The sequence below is a fragment of the Deltaproteobacteria bacterium genome (assembly GCA_016874735.1).
Taxonomy (GTDB): domain Bacteria; phylum Bdellovibrionota_B; class Oligoflexia; order Oligoflexales; family CAIYRB01; genus CAIYRB01.
Window position 1 is genome coordinate 13,520 of the sequence record VGTI01000007.1, and the last position, 22,013, is coordinate 35,532.

Consider the following 22,013-nt stretch of genomic DNA (forward strand, 5'->3'; position numbering starts at 1 on the left):
ATATGAAGTATCAATTAAATCGGCGGTCTTTAATTAAAATCGGTGCCAAAGGCGCGGTCGGTGCTATCGGACTTGAGCAGCTCCTAGGGATACCGTTGATCGGTGATTACATCGATCATTGGCCGAGTTCGCGACTGGCTCACCTGCTTGGTGTCAATCCTTACGATGCCTTTCAGATGATGGACCTTGCATGGCGCGGGGGACTCGGCGTACCGTTTGCAAACGCTCAGGCGACGCCAGCCGGATGGACTCTGGTTCAGATCAAGGTGTGCAACCATGTTTTCACGCCACTGGTTTTTAAACTTGGGCAGCTGAACCCAGACAATAGCGTCACGATCGATACTGCGGCTGGTATGAAGCTGGGATCGGAAAAGATGGGCGCAGCTAAAGATCTTTTAATAGGTAAAGGCCTGGATCTCATCAGTGATAACGCGCGTTGGCGTAATCTCCGTTTTAACAAATGGTTTGCCGACATTTTACAAAACGGCACGGCCGATGGTGATGCAGCACAAACGTCCGCTAACGCTCGCGGGCTGAGCTCTGCCGACATTGCGCCTCTCAGTGCTGATAAGGTTGCGGTACAGGCCTTTCTCGGGCTCGGCCAGATAAGCATGAACAATCATGCGCTGAAAGGCTGCAAGCTACGTGCTACTCAGCCGGACGTCACATTGTTTGCTCAGTCTACAGGGCTAATTACGAGTCCTCTGGGTATCACCTGCTTCATGATGGGCGAGGCTTACGACCAAGCTGAGGGCTCGATCAGTCGTAATGCAGTGCTGGGTAAAGATGGTGAGGCAGTAGTTGTCAACAGCCGTTCGGTTCAAGCTTATGTGTCGCAAATCAGTCAATTTGTCGGCAAAAGCTATGCTGACCGTCAGCCACTTGAGCAAAATGTGATTTATAAGATGGACCAGATCGTTCAGAAAGATCCGAAACTAAGGCGCGATTTAGTCGATAGTATTGCGCAGTTTCAAGCTGGCATGACAAATCTGGATGCAGCTGCGAGTTTGGAAAAGACACGTCAGACTTTACAAGCGGCGCAAGGTAACGCGCAGAATCAAAATCGTCGCATGGTCGGCGCTGCGAGTGAATTTCTCGGTCAGTGTAAATACGTCGTCACATCGCTCGATTTACCGGGCAATCCCGTGCGTAATTTTTCTCTCTTTTTAAATGCAACTGATCTCGATGGGCGAACGGCAGATAGCGCCACCGACGGAGGCGGCGGCAACCCTACCGTGCAGGCACTTAGTTATGTGGAAGCCATGCGACAACTCGGAATGGGGCTCAATGTCCTGGCAAAGGCCATAGCCAACGGCAAGAAAATGGTTGTCGTCGTTCATTCCGAGGGCGGACGTGACGTAAACATGGCCGACAGTAAGACTAGCTTTGCCCTAGTCTTAGGTCCGAAAGGTGCGAGTCTTCTAGACGATCAACTCTACGCCAATAAGGCGATGATCAATCAGACAAAGAATGACGTGATCGCCAATCCTGCACAGCCTACAGCGGCTGTCCCTTGGGATGTTGAGGGGCTTGTAGAAGCTAACGGAGCGGCATCAGCTAACACAGTGGTTCCGAACACTGGTGATGTGCAGCTGGGAGTGATTGAATTTCTTGAATCACAGACGGGTATTAAAGCTCGAGCCGGATTGACTGGAGTCGACGGAAGGTTTGTCAAACTCAAAAGGGTTTCTTAGTACGATGCTTTGTCATCGGTAGGTGCTGGCGCGTGCAAACGCGGCCCAGTCCGTCATCTTCGTCACCACCTAAACCAAGTGCTGAGGGTAATGGGGGGTTCGATGGCTCGTCCGAAGCCCAAGCAGTTGTGCCAACGGGCGTGTAATCCCCGGTAGGGCTAAGGAGCATTGTCGTGGGATCTATGCGGTGATCGCGCACCCAAACCTCGTAATGGACGTGAGATCCAGTGCTGTGGCCGGTGCTACCTGCGAGGGCGATCATGTCGCCGCGTTGGACTTCGTCGCCAACACTTACGCGCAGTTTTGCGTTGTGCCCGTACCGAGTCTTGATCCCGCTAGCGTGATCGATCGTGACCGTGTAGCCCAGATTACGTCGCCAGCCAGCTTCGGTGACAACTCCTGCGGCCGTGGCTCTCACCGGAGACCCGTAAGCAACGGCGATGTCAAGTCCGCTGTGATGCTTGCGTCTGCCGCTAAATGGAGACCGCCGCATGCCGAATCCACTAGAAATATATCCGGCGCTCGGAAGTACGGTTGGTAGATTCTGCAGCAAAGGCACAACAGCGGCACTGCTTGCATGTTTGTCCATTAAGCCGAGTTCTGCCAGTTGCGAGCGCATCATCAATTCGCGCAGGCCCTCGTTTAGACTTAAGGTGTAAGGTCCGAGTAAACTCGCAGACTCGCGGTGGGATTGTGGCGCCACGGTTCGATCTTTAGGAGTTCGATCTTTAGCGCTAGCAGGCAGCCCGATCAGAATACCAAAACTCAGAGTCATCACGACGTGAGCGCACTTGCTATATGCACGCACAGGATTTCTCTTTGTTTGGGTCAAAATCATCTATTTCCCGCTAATTCTCATTAATTCACACATTCATTTGCATCTCAATGCTGCAAAAGCTTGAGGACCCTAATGCAAAAAGTCTGAGAGAATCATTAGAAAAATGGCTGATGCAACGATTTCGGTGGTTTAGCGTAGATCTAGCATCACGCCTCACTGTCGTCTTCTTGGCTGCGAAAATGGCTGAAAAGTGCCACAGCGCTGCTTTCTCTTAAACCTTTGACGGCCTTTAATTGTGCGAGCGTTGCCTGCCGTAGACCGTCTAAACCGCCGAATTCTGTGAGTAAAGTTTTGCGCATTGTGGGTCCGATGCCAGGGATAGACTCTAAATCGGAACCATGCGCAAGCTTGCTGCGACGCTGCCTGTGATGGGTGATGGCAAAGCGATGCGCTTCATCTCGAATTTGCGTTAATAAACGAAATTCAGGTGTGCCCGGAGCGAGTGGTTGTGCGGCGTCGCGATCCGGAAAAAACACGCGCTCAAAGCTACGCTCAGGTGCGCTTTTGTCCATAAAAGTCCGACGATCCCGTTTATTTGTGCGGCTTTTTGCCAGTGATACTAGATCAAAATTTAGTTCTGGATAGTCGTTAGTTGCCGCAGCCGCGGCGCTGAGTTGGCCCTTGCCGCCGTCGATGACGAGGAGATCAGGCAAGTCACCATCGCGCGCGGCGCGCGCCAGTCTGCGCCGTACAACCTCGTTGATGCTCGCAAAGTCGTCCGGAGCGCCACTCACTTCTTTAATGACGTAGTGGCGATACTGATCTTTGGCAGGCCTACCGTCGATAAAGCAAACATTACTAGCGACAATTGCGGTACCCTGGATGTTCGAAATATCGATACATTCCATGCGACGCGGAAACCTAGCTAGTCTCAAGTGTTCCTGCAGCATGCGGAGCTCGACCTGAGTTTTTTCATTAAGCCGCGCGATTTCTGTCAGGCGATAAGCGGCGTTTTTTTGCGCCATCTCGACTAGATCAAGGCGGGTGCCACGCTGTGGCCACCGGAGATCAAGTTTCGTAGCCTCTGGGTGCCCCGAGAGCAGGGCGTTGCGGAGATCATCATCGTCTTCGAGTTGTTCCGGTACAATTATTTCGCTCGGGAGGCTCCGTCCGTCGTAGTACTGGAGTAGGAACGCTGCTAGTGCCTCCTTGTCGTCCTGCAGCAGCGCTTCGAGCAAAAAGTTATCGCCGCCGATGAGCTTGCCGTCACGCACGGTTAGTACGTGAAACGACGCTTTATGATCCGTCAGTGTACAGGCAAAAATATCGGCATCATCAACGTCACCAGTGACCACTGACTGCTTCTCGGTGACCGCTGCAAACGCCTGTAACTGATCGCGGTAAATCGCCGCTAACTCAAAATTCTCTGCCTCAGCTGCTGCGAGCATGCGTTGCTCGATCAGCTTAGCTACCTCTTTGCTGCGTCCCGCAACGAAATCAACGGCGCTCTGCACAATGGACCGATATACCTCAGGATCCACCGGCAGATTGCATTGACCAAGACACATTTTCATGTGGTAGTAGTTGCACGGGCGCCGGGCATTAGTGAATTCGTGGCGTGAGCAGCGTATCAATGGAAATATGCGGTAGGCTGCATCTAGCAGCAGACGTAGCTGCCCTGAACTGCCAAACGGGCCCAGATAGGTCGCGCCATCATCGCGCCGTCGTCGGACCCTCTCAAGTCGCGGCCAGTCCTCTTTAAAATTAATGCGCAAATAAGGATATTCCTTATCGTCGCGCAGCAGGACATTGAACTGGGGCTTGTGGTGCTTAATGAGGGTGCGCTCGAGCAGCAGGGCCTCGAGCGGCGTCTGAGTGATGATGATTTCGACATCATAAATTTGGCCAGCAAGGACACGTGTTTTCAAATCTAGTTGCGACGGCGGCACAAAGTAGTGGGCCACTCGAGATTTCAGACTCTTGGCTTTGCCGACATAAATAATTTTGCCCAGGCTATTTTTCATTAAATAGCAGCCGGGATCTTTCGGTAGCTGGCGCAATTTTTCGCGCAGATCAATGCTAAGGTCGGCTCTCAAGCACCGCCCTCCGTGAGTCCGGAGCCTGGAAGGGCGGACGCATCACCGGCCAACGCCATGAGTGCTGATTTGAGGCGTGAAATCTCGTCGCGGAGTTCGGCGGCTTTCTCAAACTCAAGGGCGGCGGCGAACTTTTTCATTTCTTTCTGTTTTGAGCCGATCAGTTTCTCAAGTGCTTCGACATTTTCGACTCCAGCCTCGGCGAGTTTGGCGAACGCTGCAGACTCAACTTCAGGCTCTGGATCTAGGCCGTAAAGTTTACGGAGATCAAGTGGCAGGCTCTTGATAATGGTCTGTGGTGTGATGCCATGCTTTTCGTTATAGGCCTGCTGAATTAGGCGGCGTCGCTCAGTTTCATCCATACATGCCCGCATCGAATCGGTGATGCGGTCGGCATAGAAAATCACGCGGCCTTCACTATTACGTGCAGCACGTCCGACCACCTGGATGAGCGATGAGCGCGAGCGAAGAAATCCTTCCTTGTCAGCATCCATCACGGCGACGAGTCTGACTTCGGGGAGGTCAAGTCCCTCACGCAGAAGGTTGATGCCGATCAGGACATCGAAGACGCCTTTACGTAAATCGCGGAGTAATTCCACGCGCTCCAAACTGTCGATATCAGCATGCAGGTAGCGCACCTTGATGCCCATTTCAGCAAAATGGCGGCTCAAATCCTCGGCCATGCGTTTTGTCAGCGTCGTCACCAGGACGCGGCCTGTTTGCCCTACGGTTTTGACGATTTCTCCGTAGAGATCGTCTACTTGACCCTTGGCTGCACGCACCTCAATTTGGGGATCGATGAGTCCCGTGGGGCGGATCACTTGCTCAATCACCTGACCGCCAGCGGCCTGGAGTTCGTAGGGGCCCGGTGTAGCAGAGACATGAATGAGAGCGCCTGAACGCGTCAGAAACTCGTCAAAGTTTAGCGGTCTATTGTCCAGCGCTGATGGTAAGCGAAATCCGAAGTCAACTAAAACCTGTTTACGAGCGCGGTCGCCACGATACATCCCGTTGAGCTGCGGGTTAGTGATGTGGCTCTCGTCAATGATCGTTAGAAAGTCGCGCGGGAAATAGTCGAGCAGGGTCGGTGGCGGCTGTCCAGGCGCCGTACCCGTGAGATACCTTGAGTAGTTCTCAATGCCAGGACAATAACCAAGATGCTCGAGGGTTTCGACATCATGCATCGTCCTCTGTTCCAGGCGCTGATATTCGACTAATTTATTCTGGGCCTTGAGTTCCCGTAGGCGGAGGCCGAGATCAGCCAGGATTTCGCGGATAATCTGGTCGCGATCACCGCGGTCGGTGACGTAATGGCTACCGGGATAAATCGTCAGCTCCTCCACGGTGCGGATGACTTTGCCGGTCAGCGCATCAACGAGTTGCAGGCTGTCGATTTCGTCGCCAAAGAACTCGACACGCACAGCTTCGTCCCTTTGGTGAGCGGGTAGGATGTCGACCGTATCCCCGCGGACGCGAAAATGTCCCCGCGTCAGATTCATGTCGTTGCGTGCGTACTGAATTTCGATCAGGGCGCGCAAGAGGTCGTTGCGACTGATCTCCTGCCCCTTAGCTAGCGGCACGACGAGCTTGGAGTAGGCCGATGGTGACCCCAGACCGTAAATGCAGCTAACGCTGGCCACGATGATCACATCGCGGCGCTCAAAGAGTGATCTGGTGGCGGCGTGGCGCATCTTGTCGATGTCGTCATTGATCGAGGCGTCTTTGGCGATATAGGTGTCACTACTCGGGACGTAGGCCTCGGGTTGGTAGTAGTCGTAGTAGCTAATAAAGAACTCGACGGCGTTGTCAGGGAACAGCTCCCGCATCTCGGCGAACAGCTGGGCGGCCAGGGTCTTGTTGGGAGCGATGATCAGGGCCGGGCGCCCGAGCTGGGCAATGATGTTGGCCATGGTGAAGGTCTTACCCGAGCCCGTGACCCCCATCAGGACCTGATGGCGTCGCCCGGACTCGACACCAGACCGGAGGGCACCGATAGCCTGGGGCTGGTCACCCTGGGGCTGGTAGGTAGTCGCCAGCTTAAAGGTGGTGGAGGTCATGATCGGGCTTCCTTACTGTCGCGGGCGTTACAGGTTATACTTAACACAATCTTCACCGGTGGGCGGTCGGTTTCGGACTTATATTTTGCTCACAAACTATTGGACCTTCAGGAAAATTATGCTACAGCTAATAAGCACATTCTTGACAGTATCATGCGACGCCTGAGGGTGTGACGTATGCGTCCGGAATTGTGAATTTTTGCGCTACTACCTGTTGCTCGTTGTCCATAAGCTGCGTCCCTTTTTGCAAGGAGGCCGTTGTTGCGATCCTCTATCAGCTCTTGCCTTAAGCCGTTTCTGGCCCTGGTTCTGTCATTGGCTGCCCTCGTGGTCGCCCAACCGGCATCCGCCTGGTGGATGTACACTCCGGGTGACACCGTAGATAACGTCGGCTACAAGCCGGAGCAGCCGATCCCCTTCAGTCATAAGTTGCATGCGGGCAAGAACGAGATCCCTTGTCAGTACTGCCACTCTGCGGCGCGCCGCTCATCGTCGGCAGGTATTCCGCCGCTGAACACTTGTATGGGTTGTCACCGCTTGGTTGCGACCGATAAGCCCAACATCCAAAAAGTGACGGAACATTATAAAAACAACGATCCCATCAAGTGGATCAAAGTCCACGATCTTCCTGACTTCGTGCGCTTCCCGCACAAGATTCACGTGACCAACAAAGCCGACGGCGGTGCTGGTATCGAATGCCAGGAATGTCACGGCAAAGTTCAAGAGATGGATGTGGTCGAGCAGGTAGCGCCGCTCCAGATGGGCTGGTGTATCGGTTGCCACAAAGAGCGCAAAGCCAAGCTTGAATGCGTTGCTTGTCACTACTGAATTGTCTGAGCGCTAGTCGTTCGTTAGCGACGCGGCGCTGCCATTGACCGGGGGGGATTGCGGTACGTGACCCCCAGATTTCCCGAGGAGCGAGACTTGAGTACGACCAGAGAACCGGATCACAGTTCGGAGACACCGTTTGCTCCCGTTCCCGCCGGCGACGATCCGCGTCGCGGACAAGAGGTGTTTGCACCGACGGACGGACCGTTTGAGGCTCCCGCCAAGACTTTCGTCGAGGGTCCTTACTACAAGGGCGTTGAGGAGCGCTTACCGGATCTAGCGCAGCGCAGTGAGTCTGATGGCGAAAGTCCGAAGGCCCGTGCCTTCTCGGTCGATCGTCGCGACCTGCTCAAGCTGTTCAGCGCATCTGCAGTGGCCGGCACGGCTGCCTGTGTCCAGCGCCCAGTCGAGAAGGCGATACCGTTCGTCAATCAGCCCACCGACACTTGGCCGGGCGAGCCCGTACATTTTGCCACGACCTGCGGCGAATGCTCGGCAGGTTGCGGTGTTATGGCGCGTACGCGCGAGGGTCGTCCTACCAAGCTTGAGGGTCTTCCCGAGCATCCGGTCAACACCGGCAGTTTGTGTACCGTTGGTCAGGCCAGCTTGCAGGCTCTGTTTCACCCGGAGCGCCAAGCCCGTCCGACGATCCGCTTTGGCAGTAAGATCGAGCCGTCTGAGTGGAATGATGTATTCGAGAACTTTGCGGCTAAACTGACCTCTCCCAAAATTGGTATCCTAACCAATGGCTCGACGGGCCATCGTCATGGGTTCTTCAAGGAATTCTTGGAGAAGGTCGGGTCGAGCGCAGATAAGCTCTACACCTACGACAGCAACTCGCTAGCAGAAGCCACCGCTGAGGCCCACAAGATCGCCTACGGTCTCCATGCGGTTCCGCGTTCCGATCTGTCAAAGGCTAAGGTGATTGTCGGTGTAGGTGCTGACTTCCTCGACGTTGGTACCTCGCTTCTATACAACACCAAGACTTACACCGAGGGCCACTCGTTCCGCGGTGCTGACAAATCCAAGCATGTTCAATTTGAGTCGTTCTTCACGCTGACAGGTGCCCGCTCTGATTACCGCCATCCGATCGCTCCGGGTAGTGAGACGGTGGTGACCCTGCTGCTGGTTAACTCCCTACTGAAGAACTCCGCCGTCAAGGGCTCTGCTGCGGCACGCTCCCAGGCGCAAGCTGTCCTTAGTGCGAACGCTGCACTGCTGAGTGGCGCTTACGACCGCGTTGGTTACAGCGAAGCAAACTTCGACAAACTGGCCGAAGAGATGCTCGCTAGCCAATCCGTAGTTCTCGCTGGCGGCTCCGCCTTTGACGAGAATGCGACTACGCTGCAGCTAGCGGCTATTTTAGCCAACGAGCTCGTCGGTGCTTACGAGACCGTCCTGTTCCTGCAGAAGGACTGGCTGACGGCTCCCGTCGCTACGGGTGACCTCCAGCGCTTCATGACCGAATCCAGAGACATTGACGTACTCTTCCTGATTGACGTCGATCCGGTATTCACGCTGCCACCATCGTGGGGAGTGGGCGAAGTGTTGGAAAAAATTCCAACTGTAGCCGTACTATGTGACTTCCCCAATGAGTCCTCGCAGTATGCGAAGTACGTGCTCAACACCCACCATTGGCTCGAGTCCTGGGGCGATGAGCAATCCGTTGCAGGGCTATGGAGCGTGCGTCAGCCGGTAGTACGTCCGACCACGGACAGCCGTCAGACTGAAGACATCCTGATGTGGATCGCAGCCTACGCCAAGAAGCCCCTGGGCTACGAAAACTATCGTGCCTATCTTAAGAAGAAGTGGGACGATATCCGCACATTGGTTGGACGCAATGACGTTCCAGCTGACAACTACTTCGATCTCGTATTGCAGCACGGCTATGACGGGCGCAACGCGACTCAGGTCGTACCTGATTTGAGCGGCAACCTAGCGAGCAGCTTCCGCTACACCGATACCGGTAGTGGTGGCCTGCGCCTGGTGGCGCCTCTCGATTACCGCCTCCGTGACGGGCGCCATGCCTGGAAGCCGGCCCTGCAGGAGACTCCAGACTCCCTGACCACGATCACGTGGGATACTTGGGTCGCGATCAACCCCGTGACCACGGCTAAGCTCGGTCTGCGTAAGTTTGATGTGGTTAAAGTCGAAGGTCCCGCTGGCAGCTTTGAGGCTTCGGTTTACCCGCTTCCTGGCCTTCATCCCGACACCGTAGTAGTGCCTCGCGGTAACGGCCATAGTAAAGCCAATGGTACAGTTCAAGGTGGCAACGGGGTCAACCCGCTGGTGGCCTTTGCGCGCGCTCAGGACCAGTTCACGGGAGCTCCTGTGACCTATGGTCAGCAAGTCAAGCTAACGGCGACTGGACGCGTGTTTGAACTAGCGCAGACGCAGAAGCACAACGACATTGCCAACCGTAAGGACATCATCAAGGAAGTGCCCATCGCAACAGCGGTGGCTAACATGGGTAAGACCCAAGATCTTGACGATGTACCGAACCTCTACCCAGCGATGCCCAAGCAACAGCACCGTTGGGGTATGTCGATCGACCTCTCTAAATGTACCGGTTGTAGCGCTTGCGTCGTCGCCTGTACGATCGAAAACAACGTGCCGCAAGTTGGCCGTGAACAGGTCTTGCTCGGCCGCCAGATGCACTGGATGCAAATCGACCGCTACTTTGCTGGGTCGGTAGAGGCCCCAGAGGTGACGTTCCAGCCGATGCTATGCCAGCACTGTGCGCAGGCGCCTTGCGAGGGTGTATGTCCGGTGTTTGCGACCTCGCATGATCCTGAGGGCATCAACCAGATGACCTACAACCGTTGTATCGGTACTCGTTACTGCGCCAACGCTTGTCCTTACAAGATCCGCCGCTTCAACTGGTGGACACATCGTTGGAATACCATGGGAGCGCGTCTTACTGACCGCAACCCGCGCGCACTCAACCCAGATGTCACCGTTCGGACGCGTGGTGTGATGGAGAAGTGTTCGTTCTGCTACCAGCGTGTACGTGACGCGCGTCACAAAGAAAAACTCAACGGCATTCCCGTGGGTCAGCCTGGTAACGTGGTGAAGACCGCTTGCCAACAAACATGTCCTGCCGAGGCGATTGCCTTCGGTAACCTGCTTGATCCGGCCGCACCAGTCACGCAGCAGCGTAAGGATTTGCGGGCCTACTTAGCTCTGAACGGCGAACCTTCGCTCAAGGAGTACGGCCTGAAAACCATGCCAAGCGTAAACTACTTGGCTAAGGTCTCGTTCACGGCGAAGCCAGCTCACCACGGAGCCCACGGCGGCGACCATGGCGAGGCTGGTCACGGCGAGCAGCATGGGGCACGGCCGGTTGAGAAGAGCAAGAAGAAGGGATAATCAGGGGTGCAGGTTAACTCTGAGGGAGTGAGGCTAGGCTGATGAGTGATGATTCAAAGTTGTGGTCGAAGACCATCTCGGATGTAAATTCGGAGATCCTGGTTAACCTGGAGAACCCGCATCCTGCCTACTACGTAGCGCTTGCGCTGTCGGTGTCGGCTTTACTTGTGGGAATCGTTTTTGTAGCGCTGCATTTCACCTACGGTTTGGGTCTCTGGACCTTCCGGCCGCCGGTGTACTGGGAAGTCGACATTACCAACTTCGTCTTTTGGGTCGGTATCGGTCATGCCGGTACGTTGATTTCGGCTATTCTCTTTCTCTTCCGCGCCAAGTGGCGGAATACAGTGAACCGAAGTGCAGAGGCTATGACGATCTTTGCGGTGATTTGTGCTCTGGTCTTCCCGCTCATTCACATGGGACGTCCTTGGCACGGTGCGATCTGGGCTGTTCCACTGCCTAACACCAACAACCTCTGGGTTAACTTCCGCTCGCCGCTGTTCTGGGACGTGATGGCAATCTCGACGTACTTCACGACCTCGCTACTCTTCTGGTACATGGGTCTGGTGCCGGACTTAGCTAGTATCCGCGATCGATGCAAAGGTTTCAAACGCCTGATCTACGGCATCATGTCGTTCGGCTGGCGCGGAACGGCTAAACAATGGTGGCACTACGAGGCTGGTTACGGCTTCTTAGCAGCCCTCGCAACCCCGCTGGTACTTTCGGTGCACTCCGTAGTTTCCTGGGACTTCGCCATGTCGATTCAGCCAGGCTGGCACACGACGATCTTCCCGCCGTACTTCGTTGCGGGTGCTATCCTCTCGGGTTGTGCGATGGTGTATAACTTACTCTTGCCCGTGCGCTACATGTTCCGGTTAGAGAAGTTCATCCTGCCCGAGCACTTAGAGGCCTGCTTGCGCCTCACACTGCTCACATCGACCATCGTATTCTATGCCTACAGCTTGGAATTCTTCGTTGCCTGGTACAGCGGCAACCCTTACGAGTGGGCTCTCTTCGAGAAGCGGGCGATCGGTCCCTACAGCTTCTACTTCTGGGTCATGATGTTCTGTAACTGTATCTTCCCACTGGCCCTATGGTCACGCAGGGTGCGCAACAACATCCCTGTTGCTTTTGTCATCTGTGTCTTGATCAACGTCGGCATGTGGTTCGAACGCTACAACATCATCGTCTCCTCGCTGGTTGAAGACTTCGTACCGGCGCGCTGGGGCCACGTGCAGCCGGGTCTGTGGGAGATTGTGATCACCCTCGGCAGCTTTGGTTTGTTCACCACGTTCTACCTGGTGTTCGTGAAGTTCTTCCCAATTGTCTCGCTCTCGGAGATTAAGCTGATCATGCCGAAACCGCTCAGTTCGAAGGCGCATGGAGGGGCTCACCACCATGGCTAATACCCAAAGTCCTGACACTGGCATCATTGGAATCTTTAGACATCTTGATACCGTGTGTACGGCTATCGAAAAAGTGCGTGATCGGCCAGATTTTGCTGGGCATGAAGTGTTCAGTCCTACGTCGTACCACGAAATCGAGCACGCTAGCGGCTTCGGTGCAAGTCCGGTGCGCGCCTTCACGCTGATTGGCGCTCTGACGGGAACTTGTACTGGTTTCGGCCTGGCTCTGGCCTGTGACTGGGATTGGCCAATTGTCGTTGGCGGTAAAACTGCAGGTATTGCTTCATTGCCGGCTTACGTGGTCTTAGGCTTTGAGTTTACGATTCTACTCGGTGCCATCTCCACAGTTCTTGGCATGCTAGTGATGGGTCGGATTCCCAATCCTAAGCGCCGTGTCCTTGACGTCCGTACTACCGATGATCGCTTTGCTATCTTTTTGCCGGGAGCGCAGCTCTCTAGTCCCCAGGCCCAGTTCTTGCGTGACTGCGGTGCGGAAGAGGTGAGGAACACATGACCACATTGGCGACAAGAATTGGAATGACTGCAGCAGTCCTAGCGACTGGTCTGCTGGCTAGTTGCCGTTACGATGGCACTGGTACAAAAATGCAGTGGGCTCCGGACATGGCGGATTCGCCAGCGCCTAAAGCTCAACGCGACTACCTAGACCCACCTGAGGGCTCGGTAGCCATGAACTCCATTCTTTACGTGAAGACTCCGGAAGAGGCTGAGCAGCTTTACGGCATGCCCGAAATGATCGCCAACGATCCACAGGGTATGGAAAAAGGTAAAAAACATTACGAGACCTTCTGTCAGCCTTGTCACGGCGCCAACGCCAAGGGCGGTAAGCTACCCGGAATCGTACCTCCGGATCTGACGCACGAGTCCTACCAAGGTCGCAAGGATGGCTTCTTTTTCTACCGGATCACTTTTGGTGCGAATGTCATGCCGGCCTACGGTTATGCCATCACGCCATCGGAACGTTGGTACATCGTCCGGCACTTGCGCTTGTTGCAGAAGGGGGCGTGATGAGCTCGCATTCGCTATACGAACATCGTCAGCAGTTCTTTTTTCCACCGAGTGCAACGGCTCGCGGTGGACTCATGTTCTGTATCCTAGCTGGGGTGGTGACCTTTATCGCCGGCCTTTACACCGGCGAGGCGGCACGAACCTGGGGTAGTTACGTCTTCAACTTGTTCTTCTTCTTCGCCATCGCGCTTGGTGGTTCCGTTTTTGCCTGCATGCAAGACGTGATCAGTGCCAAGTGGGGGCGCCCGGTAATGCGCTTGCACGAGTCGTTTGCCAGCTTTTTGCCGGTGGCTTTCGTGCTTTTCGCCGTGCTTTTTGCATGTATTCTCGGCAAGGTTGGGCACGCCACGGATCTCTACACATGGATCAAAGATCCCAACATCATCGAAGAATTCCCCGGTAAACGGGACTGGCTGAAGCCCGGCTTTATGGTGGCTCGCGACCTGTTCGCACTGGCCCTCATTGTCCTCGTCTCGTTTTGGCAGCTGCGGGTTAAGCTCCGTGGTGACATGGCCATGATTGGTGGCAACAAGGCCGAGGGTGAGCAATTAGGACAGCAGGCCCAAAAAAGTCTGCGCCACTGGTCAGCTCCAGTGCTGGTGATCTATGCGTTGACGTTCTCGCTACTCGCCTTTGACGTGACGATGTCGCTCTCCCCAACCTGGTACTCGACGCTTTGGGGCGGCTGGTCGTTCGCGGCGATGATGCAGTCGCTAATGGCGTCGCTGCTGCTGTTCATGTACCTAACCAAAGGCACAGCGATTGGACAGCTAGTTAAGCGCCAGCAGTTCCATGACGTTGGCAAGATGATGCACGGGTTCACCATCTTCTTTGCTTACCTGACTTACGCCCATATCCTGACGATTTGGTACGGTAACATGCCTGAGGAGACGCAATTCTTCATCACACGTCTACAAGGGCCGTGGAAACCGCTCCTCATTATCATCTTCTTTGCGGTCTTTATTTTGCCGCTGTTTTCGTTGCTGCCGAAGTTCGCTAAGTGGACAGCTGGCTTTGCCATCCCGATCTGTAGTTCGATCCTGTTGGCGCAGTGGCTGGTGTCACTCATGATTGTGATCCCGACCACGATCGAGCCCACCCGCTGGACCGTGCCATGGATTGAGATCGGTGCGTTCTTGGGCTTCCTAGGACTCTTCCTGACCAGTGTCTTCCGGTTTGGCCGTCGCTACCCCATGGTGGCTATTGCTGATCCGCTGCTCAACGAGGCTATGGCTGGCGCTCATCACTGAGTGAGTTAGCCAAGTGTCGGAGAGTGCAACCAAAAATAAGCGATCATGGCGATCATCAAATCGATGGTCCAAATGTAAAGCTGATTGATCATGGGATACCGCCCGCCAGCAAAGCTACCCATCTGGGTATCGGCTGCCGGGCGGTAATCTTTACCCACCGCTGCAGATCGTTCTCATACCTGTGAGATAATCAAAGCAAGATCAGCGGAGGTGTTTATGAGCAGTGCATTTGAAGGTGCCACCAGGGCGGCGATCGAGGAAATTATCCAGTCGCATGCCCAAGCCTCTAAGTTCGGCTATGTTGTCACGACTGATGCAATGCAGGACATCGTCGGTGATCTCTACGCGCTATTTTTGACCAGTCGCTCTCTCAAGGCGGCCGGAGATCGTCTCCTTGCCGGCGGCCCACTGGCGCTGGGCGGCTCAAGCAAAGCGGTGGGTACCAGTCGGACGCGGCGGTTCTAGTCAACTAACCAGCTTAACTTTGTCGGCAGCCTCGGCTTCGTAGTCGGAGTACGGGGTGCTGACTATATCTTTCTTGCCATCAGCGGCAATCGTGCCTTTGACCTTAAAAAGTGACAGCACCTCGGATCGCCCCTTGACCTCAGTCTTGCCGGCGAGTTCGATCATAAAGCGCTCTTTGACCTTATTAGCCAGATCCTCGCTAATGAGAAGATCAGCGCCAAAGGCTTTGGTCGATGCCTCGATCCGGGATGTAGTGTTAACTGTGTTACCGATCACTGTGTATTCCATGCGATTTTCTGATCCAATAGTGCCAGAGATCGCCTCACCACAATGGAGACCCGCGCCGATCATGATGGGGTCCTCGCCACGGCCGATGCGGATTTTGTTCAGGTCGGCGAGAGCAAGGCGCATATCTATCGCGGCACGCACCGCGTGATAAGTGTCGTCTCCCGTACTCTGCGGCGCACCCCAGACGGCCATGATAGCGTCACCGATAAACTTGTCGACCACGCCATGATTTTTATGGATCACGTTCACCATGTAGCCGAAGTATTCGTTCAGCATGCTGACGACTTCTTCCGGTTTGCGGCTCTCGCTGTAACTCGTAAACGACCGAATATCACTGAACAGCACAACCACGGCACGTTTGGTGCCACCGATCGAGACTTGATCATTGGCCAGTAAGCTCTCGGTGACGCTAGAGCCATGAAATTTATTGAACAAAGCCTTCACTTTTTCGCGTTCACGGAGACCATGAAGCATGGCACCAAATGCAGTAGCTAGTGTGCCCACTTCGTCCCTAGCTTTGGCTATGTTGCCAGGGTCGACATCGAAGTTACCTGTGGCGACTACTTTTGTCAGTTGCACTAGCTTTTCGATCGGACGCGTAAGCGTCAGTGAGAATAAAAATATAATGAAGAAAGCCGCCGATACCACGAGTCCTGTGATGAATAGCGCTTCGCGCTGAACTAATCGAGCTGGTTCCAAAATCACGGACTCAGAGGCTTCCGAGATCACCGATAGGCCAAATGAAGTGCGCGAGAATGCTGAGATATTAAATTGCCCCGTATCTTTATCTTGATACCTAAGCTGCCCCTGGGCCATAGGTGAGTTGATGGCCTGCTTGACCACAGGCACTTTGGCGAAGCTGGTATGCTTGAGCGCCAGCTTTTCCTGCGGATGCGCTAGCACTACGCCTGATTTATCGACGAGATAGATGGTGCGCTCACCAGTGTTGCGAAAGGATTGCTGGATGGGAGCCAAACTAATATCGGCCAACACCGCATGTGTCACCTGACCGTTACCACTCTTGGCGATGGGAAGGCCGATGGTGAGAATCCCCAGCTTGCCGACAACACTGCGATTTTTGGTTGTGACCTCGCCTGCCAAGGCGGCCGCCAAAGGCGGCTTTATCACCTTGTCTAAGGTGTCGAGAAAACTCGGCTTAAGATTGTAGTTTTTCAGTGTGTCCTGATTTACTAGGTTGGCGACAAGTACAGTTTTCTTACCGTCGCGATGGTAGACCTTGAGGGAAATGAGGTCGCCGCCTCGGTTAAATATAAATCGGATTTCCTCGAGACTTTTTAGGAATTCCTCAGACGTCGGGTTGTTGCCATGCGCGGCGTAGCGCTGCAAAACCAATTTGCCAAGAGTTGAGGACTTTTCCTGAATATTACGCAGTATAGCTTCGATTTGAGCCGAGCGTGTCTGCGTCTGAGACATATTGGCATAGGCTTCCCGCTCGCCAAACTTGTCACGAAATAGTTCAGACGCATTAAATGCAATCGGGATCACCGCTGCCAGGAGCACTGTCAGCGTGACGATGATGATTTTTCCCGCGATGGGAAAGTGTAAGCGTCGCGTCATGGGAGGTCGCAATTGGTGTCAAAAATCTGACAGGAGTGATGGATTTTTATGGCAGTAATTTTAGATGGTTGGGTTCATAAAGGCGGCTGAAAGATATATACTAATTATATCCCAAACAAAACTTATTTACCACGGGTGACGCACATGCAGAGCATGTCAATGCGGCTTATTCCGGCCGCATGCGTTTCGGTGTTAGGAATTTACGCTACGTTCTGGTGGTATCAGCGCACAGCGCCGATTGCCAGAAGGCGTCTAAATATTCCGCCAATCGCCTATCTCGAGAGTGACCCGCAATTTATTCAGCGTAAACCAAGTGACAATTTGATTTGGGAAACAGTGAAAAAGGGCGAAACACTTTTTCCGCACGATACCATTCGTGCATCCAGACTTGGTGGCGCAAAGTTGCGGATGAGCGAGTCTAAATCGCTCATTGAACTCGAGCCCGACTCCGTCATAGTGCTCGAGGAAAAACAGGGAAAAATTTCCTTGGACTTAGTAAACGGCGGTCTTTTTGTCAAAAGCGAGACACCCAAGTCAGGCGACAAAGATAAGGCTGCCGTGGCACCTGCTCTTGAGATCAAGATCGGTGGTACTAAGTTAGCTACCGGCAACAAAGAACTTGAAATGAACATACGCCGCGACAAAGGGGGGAAGGCTAGCGTCGCGGTTGTGAAAGGGGAGGTTAAGGCCGAGGCGGCAGGGAAGGTATTTGCCCTGGACCAAGGCAAGAGCGGGAGTCTCGATGCGGCCAAGGGCCTAGAGACAGAGAAATTACTACAAATAACTGAGCCCAGTGCGGGCGCTTTAATTGATATCGGTAACGGTGACCTGCCGGTGCAGTTTAGATGGTCAGGCGTCCCAGACGATTATCTAGTCTCTATCGAGACTGGGTCGAGTCCCGCGGTACTCAAAAAAGTATCGGGGCTTGAGGTCAGAGGTAGCGTTGGGAAGGCGTCCTATAAATTCACGTCTGGGGAACACTACTGGCGTCTCAATGCCGTAAAGAAAGATCAGCCAAACCTCAAGATGAGCAGTATGGTCAGTAAGCTGACGACGTTTGCGGTCGCGCCTCCCGAGCTTGCAACCCCGGGAGATAAAGAAAATATCATGATGCCGGCAAAAGCGAATGCGACGCTGGTCCGCTTTTCCTGGATCCCGAGTGCCGCCTTTCAAAGTTACGAGGTGAAAGTGGCGCGTGCCACCGATTGGTCGGATGCTACGGTGATGCCCGCAAACGCGGAGCAAGATGAGATCGCCGCTGAGCTCGCCAACCTGGGTACCTATAAATGGCGCGTCGTTGGTATTTCAAAAATCAATCAGCGCCGCGTGGAATCGGCAGTACGAACAATCGCTATTATCAAAGGAGAGATCAAACCACCGCCGGCAGTTCCTAAACTAAAGACTCCAGAGAATAACCGCGAGGTGAGTCTTACCGAGGCCCAGAATGGCCTGATTATGCAATGGGATTCTATCGCCAATGCTCAGGGCTATGCGGTCAAACTAGAGCGCTTGGGGGCTGACGGCAAGATTTATCCGGTGCAGGGCGAACAGAGCGTAGCACAACCAACTTATACCGCAAAATTCGCAACCGTAGGAGTGTACCGCTGGAGTATCCGATCAAGCAACGACGTCGGGGTTTCGGATTGGTCGGAGACCAGAGCCCTGCGGATTGCACCGTCCAAAATGGTTGTCCAGAATACTGCTGATCCCAAGGCCGATTTGCCGAAACCACGCTTAAAACTTGCGTGGGGTAAAGGCCCGCAAGGCGTGACACGTTGGCGCCTCGGGCTTAGCCCCTCGGCAAATTTTGAAGCTGTTGGATGGCATCCGGCGACCCCCAGTGGGATTGAGTTAGAGCTAGGTAAATTCGGTACCATTTATGCCAAGGTGGAGGGTTTGGGTAATGGCGATGTGGTGCTCGCTGAATCGGATATTCTGGCAATCAAGCTCGAAGCACCTCCGGTTCTTGCGGCCCCAGAGTTATCTATACCCGAAGGTCAAGCCACTTTGGTTGCTGATGCTAATGGTGACGTTGTGATTGCCTGGAAGCCAGTTGCAAGATCTCATGGCTATACTTTCAACCTTAAAAATGCGGCCGGTGTATCCGTTATAAAAACAGAGACCAAAGCTACTAAAGTATCGGCTAAACACCTTATGCCGGGCGAATACTCCGTAGAACTCGCGACGATCAATGTGCTCAGAGAACTTGGTAAAGTCAAAACCTATAAGTCCTCCGTCCTAGTGCCCGCCGTTAGTGCCGTCAAACCCCCGTCGAAGATTGGTAACTTCCAGATTAAGTAGGCCGATTGATTAAAGTCACAGACAAAGCGTTGACGCAGAAAGCATGGGAGCTAGCCCTGTGGCTCGCCTTATGCTTCGCGTGGACATTTTGTCAGGTGACCTACGCTCAGGATGAGGCGCAGGCGCCTCCCCCTGTGGAAGAAGCAACCCCACCTGCTCCAGTCGAAGCCCCACCTGCTCCAGTGCCGGTTGAGGCTGCGCCTGCGCCGGTTGAGGCTGCGCCTGCGCCGGTTGAGGCTGCGCCTGCGCCGGTTGAGGCGGAGCCGGCAGATGTCGAGCCTTTAGAGGCTGCGCCAGCCCAGCAGCCAGAGCCCGCAGGCCCGGAGCCTGCAGTTCAAGAGCCTGCCATTCAAGAGTCTGTTCCAGGAGCCAAGTCAGTTCCAGCCGAGGCAGATAAATCTAAAGAAAGACTACCTGGCAAAGATTTGAGTTTCTCCTGGGATCCTATTCCGGGAGCTAAATCCTACGAGGTCGAGTTTAAAAAGAAAAAGGGAGACCAATTTGTCACAACCGACGACAGCATACGAAGAACCAAGACGGCTGACTTCTCGGGGCGAGTCGCCACGGGAGTTTACCAAGTGCGGATCCGCTCGTTAGACCGTCGCGGTGTCGCGGGTGCTTGGAGTGATCCCATTGATTTAACGATTCCCATGCCTGCAACCGAAGGTGTGAATCCAGGTGCTGACCAAGTCATAAGTGCCAAGAGTATGACGGTGACGCCGGTAGTGTTTCAGTGGCAAAAGAACGTCGATGCAACTTCCTACAAATTAACGATTCTTGATAGCAAGGGCCAAGTCGTGCAGGAGCAGACGACCGCGGCCACGGAAGTATCGGTCAATCTTGCGGTCGCTGCAGCTTATACATGGTCCGTGGTGTCCACGGGAGCCGACGGTGATCAAAGTTCACAGTCACCAGCGAGGAGCTTCAAAATTGTCGGCGGACGATTGGCGCGACCAACGCTGGAAATGGATACTGCGACCCCCGATACTCGTCGGATACGGTGGAAGGCGATTGAACACGCGGATAGCTATGAGGTCGAGCTGAAAGTTCTCGTCGGCAAAGCTTGGCAGACGCTTGATAGCAAAGTGGTAAGCGGCGACGGTCTATACGAACCACCCGCGGACTTAAAGCCTGGGCGTTACCGTGTTTTTGTACAAGCCAAGGCAGCGTGGTGGCAACCGTCCAAGAAGGGGGCCACAAAATTCAAAGTCGATCCTCCTAAAGTCGAGGTGAAGGCTCCACCCAAAAAGAAACCGAAGAAAAAGAAAGATCCGATGCAAGAGTTGGCTAAGATCTTGAACTCCAAATCTTGGCGTCTCGCAGCTAAATACACCCCATCGCTGTGGAACCACGGTGCCGCTGATGATGACGAAGCGGGAGTCGTTTTTGATATCCTCCTGTTCTCGCGGATGCGGCTTGATACCGAGATGTGGGCGCTCGATCGGAGTCTCAGCTTCAGCCTGACTTATGACAGGTGGGCTACCAAGTTATTCAGCGGTGGCGTTGAAGCCACTGGTATCGATGCGGAGCAGCGTCAGCTTACCCTCAACAGTAACGAGATTGCTGCCAAGGCCAGGTATCATCTGCCTATCTTGTTCTCGGAGTGGACTGGGCAGCTTGGTGTGAGGCGGAGTAGTGTTATCTTCTTCTTTAAAGATACCCCTGCAACGATCGACATCGTGAACTCGTACATGACTAGCTTGACGCTTTCTGCCGGAGGCCGGATTAGTCTGGGCCAGTTAGGCGAGTTTCTGGGTAGTGCCGAGTTTGGGTATCCCATTGGTGGAACTGGATTCAAACTTAAGAGTGCCAATGATTACCGCCTAACGGCCGAGTACCTGCAGTTTCTTGGCTCACCGACGTGGTCACTCTCCGTCTACTATCAATACGACTTCCGCAACTGCCAGTATGAACTTCCAAACTTAAGCACGAGCGGGCATGTCATTGATAAGCTGCATACGGTGGGCGCAGGTATGGAACTGCGTCTTTAGGTCGAAGGTTTAATCCTGAGCTACGGTGTCACGGATGAATAATGCTCATGAGCCCACTGCGCAGGAGTGAGGGTGGTTGTTCCGTATCCCCGGCACCACTAGTCACGGTCGTCTCCTTGATCGGGGATAGCCAAGCCTCGCTTTTGAGTGGTGCATCCGGTGGGGACTTCAGCATACCTACCATGGCAGCGCCACCAATAGTGAAATCTCGTATCTGCACAATGATGTCGGCCTGATAGGTTGGGGTATCGTCGGCATACAACGTTAGCTGCAATGTATTGTCGCCGTACACCATAGACTTTGTGGCGATAAGTGTGCCCGCGTAGAAGCTGATCTTGGCTCCACCGGTGGCTAGGTGTTCTACGGTAACATCACCGCTATTAGTGGTCGTGCCACTGGATGGTATCAGTGTCGGCGCCGTTATCTCCTGGCTGGGCTCAGGAGCCTTGCGTCGAAGCCCCAAATGAGTGCCTTGCAGTACGACATCTTCCGGGATCATAAAGGATACGGACTGTCTAGTTTGGTATGCACCGGCACGAATAGCTTCACCTTGTTTAGCGTTTTTAATAATTGGCGGCGCTAACTGCTGCGGTCTCGCTAGGCCGTTTACCTTGATTTTACCGCGGTCAAGTTGCGAAAGAGGATTGTTGCAACCCCCAAGGATTGTCACGAGTAGCACTAAGTTGGTCGCCTGGCGAAGGATCATCTGCCCACCTCACTCATCTTATCGAGCGGCTGGGTGGAATCTTTAGCCTTTTTTAACAAATTAATATTTAGGCAGTTGATACGAGTGTTTATGGCTGTCTGAAATAGGCGATTTATCGCCTCCAAAGGGAGGGGGCGGAAGGTTTTTTGTGAACGACTGTAAAGTTTATTTGAAATCTCCCGA

General features: G+C 54.0%; 15 protein-coding genes. 10 read left to right on the top strand and 5 right to left on the bottom strand.

What is annotated here, in order from left to right; all coding sequences use genetic code 11:
* The first annotated feature begins 2 nt into the window (after positions 1-2).
* Positions 3-1,694 carry a hypothetical protein gene (locus tag FJ146_06055; protein ID MBM4251515.1) on the top strand — a complete coding sequence of 564 codons (1,692 nt, stop codon included), beginning with the start codon at positions 3-5 and terminating at the stop codon, positions 1,692-1,694.
* Here the strand turns inward: FJ146_06055 and FJ146_06060 are convergent.
* From FJ146_06060 to uvrB, 3 genes are all read right to left on the bottom strand, one after another.
* Positions 1,678-2,532, bottom strand: a complete 855-nt coding sequence (locus FJ146_06060; protein ID MBM4251516.1) for a M23 family metallopeptidase — start codon at positions 2,530-2,532, stop codon at positions 1,678-1,680. The two genes, FJ146_06055 and FJ146_06060, sit on opposite strands and share 17 nt — an antisense overlap.
* Before the next feature lie 146 nt (positions 2,533-2,678).
* Positions 2,679-4,568 carry an excinuclease ABC subunit UvrC gene (gene uvrC / locus FJ146_06065; protein MBM4251517.1) on the bottom strand — a complete coding sequence of 630 codons (1,890 nt, stop codon included), beginning with the start codon at positions 4,566-4,568 and terminating at the stop codon, positions 2,679-2,681.
* Complete coding sequence (uvrB, locus tag FJ146_06070; protein MBM4251518.1) at positions 4,565-6,625, bottom strand: excinuclease ABC subunit UvrB; 2,061 nt, start codon at positions 6,623-6,625, stop codon at positions 4,565-4,567. The genes uvrC and uvrB overlap by 4 nt, the downstream gene beginning before the upstream one ends.
* A gap of 357 nt (positions 6,626-6,982) precedes the next feature.
* Here uvrB and FJ146_06075 point away from each other — a divergent pair, with 357 nt between their 5' ends.
* The 7 genes from FJ146_06075 (at position 6,983) to FJ146_06105 (ending at position 14,966) form a co-directional block, all read left to right on the top strand.
* Positions 6,983-7,453 (top strand): cytochrome c3 family protein, encoded by a 471-nt coding sequence (locus FJ146_06075; protein ID MBM4251519.1) that lies wholly within the window; start codon positions 6,983-6,985, stop codon positions 7,451-7,453.
* A 96-nt stretch (positions 7,454-7,549) separates the two neighbouring features.
* Positions 7,550-10,822, top strand: a complete 3,273-nt coding sequence (locus tag FJ146_06080; GenBank protein MBM4251520.1) for a 4Fe-4S dicluster domain-containing protein — start codon at positions 7,550-7,552, stop codon at positions 10,820-10,822.
* A 41-nt stretch (positions 10,823-10,863) separates the two neighbouring features.
* Entirely contained in the window at positions 10,864-12,225 is a 1,362-nt protein-coding gene (locus FJ146_06085) for a hydrogenase (protein MBM4251521.1), read from the top strand.
* Entirely contained in the window at positions 12,200-12,739 is a 540-nt protein-coding gene (locus FJ146_06090; protein MBM4251522.1) for a DUF3341 domain-containing protein, read from the top strand. Before FJ146_06085 ends, FJ146_06090 begins: the two co-directional genes overlap by 26 nt.
* Positions 12,736-13,251 (top strand): cytochrome c, encoded by a 516-nt coding sequence (locus tag FJ146_06095; GenBank protein MBM4251523.1) that lies wholly within the window; start codon positions 12,736-12,738, stop codon positions 13,249-13,251. Before FJ146_06090 ends, FJ146_06095 begins: the two co-directional genes overlap by 4 nt.
* Positions 13,251-14,501, top strand: coding sequence for a hypothetical protein (locus tag FJ146_06100; protein MBM4251524.1), 1,251 nt, complete (start codon positions 13,251-13,253; stop codon positions 14,499-14,501). The genes FJ146_06095 and FJ146_06100 overlap by 1 nt, the downstream gene beginning before the upstream one ends.
* Positions 14,502-14,717: 216 nt before the next feature.
* Entirely contained in the window at positions 14,718-14,966 is a 249-nt protein-coding gene (locus FJ146_06105) for a hypothetical protein (GenBank protein ID MBM4251525.1), read from the top strand.
* Here FJ146_06105 and FJ146_06110 read toward each other — a convergent pair whose 3' ends face one another.
* Positions 14,967-16,832 carry a HAMP domain-containing protein gene (locus FJ146_06110; GenBank protein MBM4251526.1) on the bottom strand — a complete coding sequence of 622 codons (1,866 nt, stop codon included), beginning with the start codon at positions 16,830-16,832 and terminating at the stop codon, positions 14,967-14,969.
* Between the two features lie 144 nt (positions 16,833-16,976).
* On the opposite strand from FJ146_06110, the gene FJ146_06115 reads away from it, so the two are divergent.
* On the top strand, positions 16,977-19,133 hold the full coding sequence (locus FJ146_06115; protein MBM4251527.1) for a hypothetical protein: 2,157 nt from the start codon (positions 16,977-16,979) through the stop codon (positions 19,131-19,133).
* Between the two features lie 5 nt (positions 19,134-19,138).
* Positions 19,139-21,124: a hypothetical protein gene (locus FJ146_06120; protein ID MBM4251528.1), complete on the top strand. Its 1,986-nt coding sequence runs from the start codon at positions 19,139-19,141 to the stop codon at positions 21,122-21,124.
* A gap of 28 nt (positions 21,125-21,152) precedes the next feature.
* Here FJ146_06120 and FJ146_06125 read toward each other — a convergent pair whose 3' ends face one another.
* Positions 21,153-21,830: a hypothetical protein gene (locus FJ146_06125; protein MBM4251529.1), complete on the bottom strand. Its 678-nt coding sequence runs from the start codon at positions 21,828-21,830 to the stop codon at positions 21,153-21,155.
* Positions 21,831-22,013: the final 183 nt, after the last annotated feature.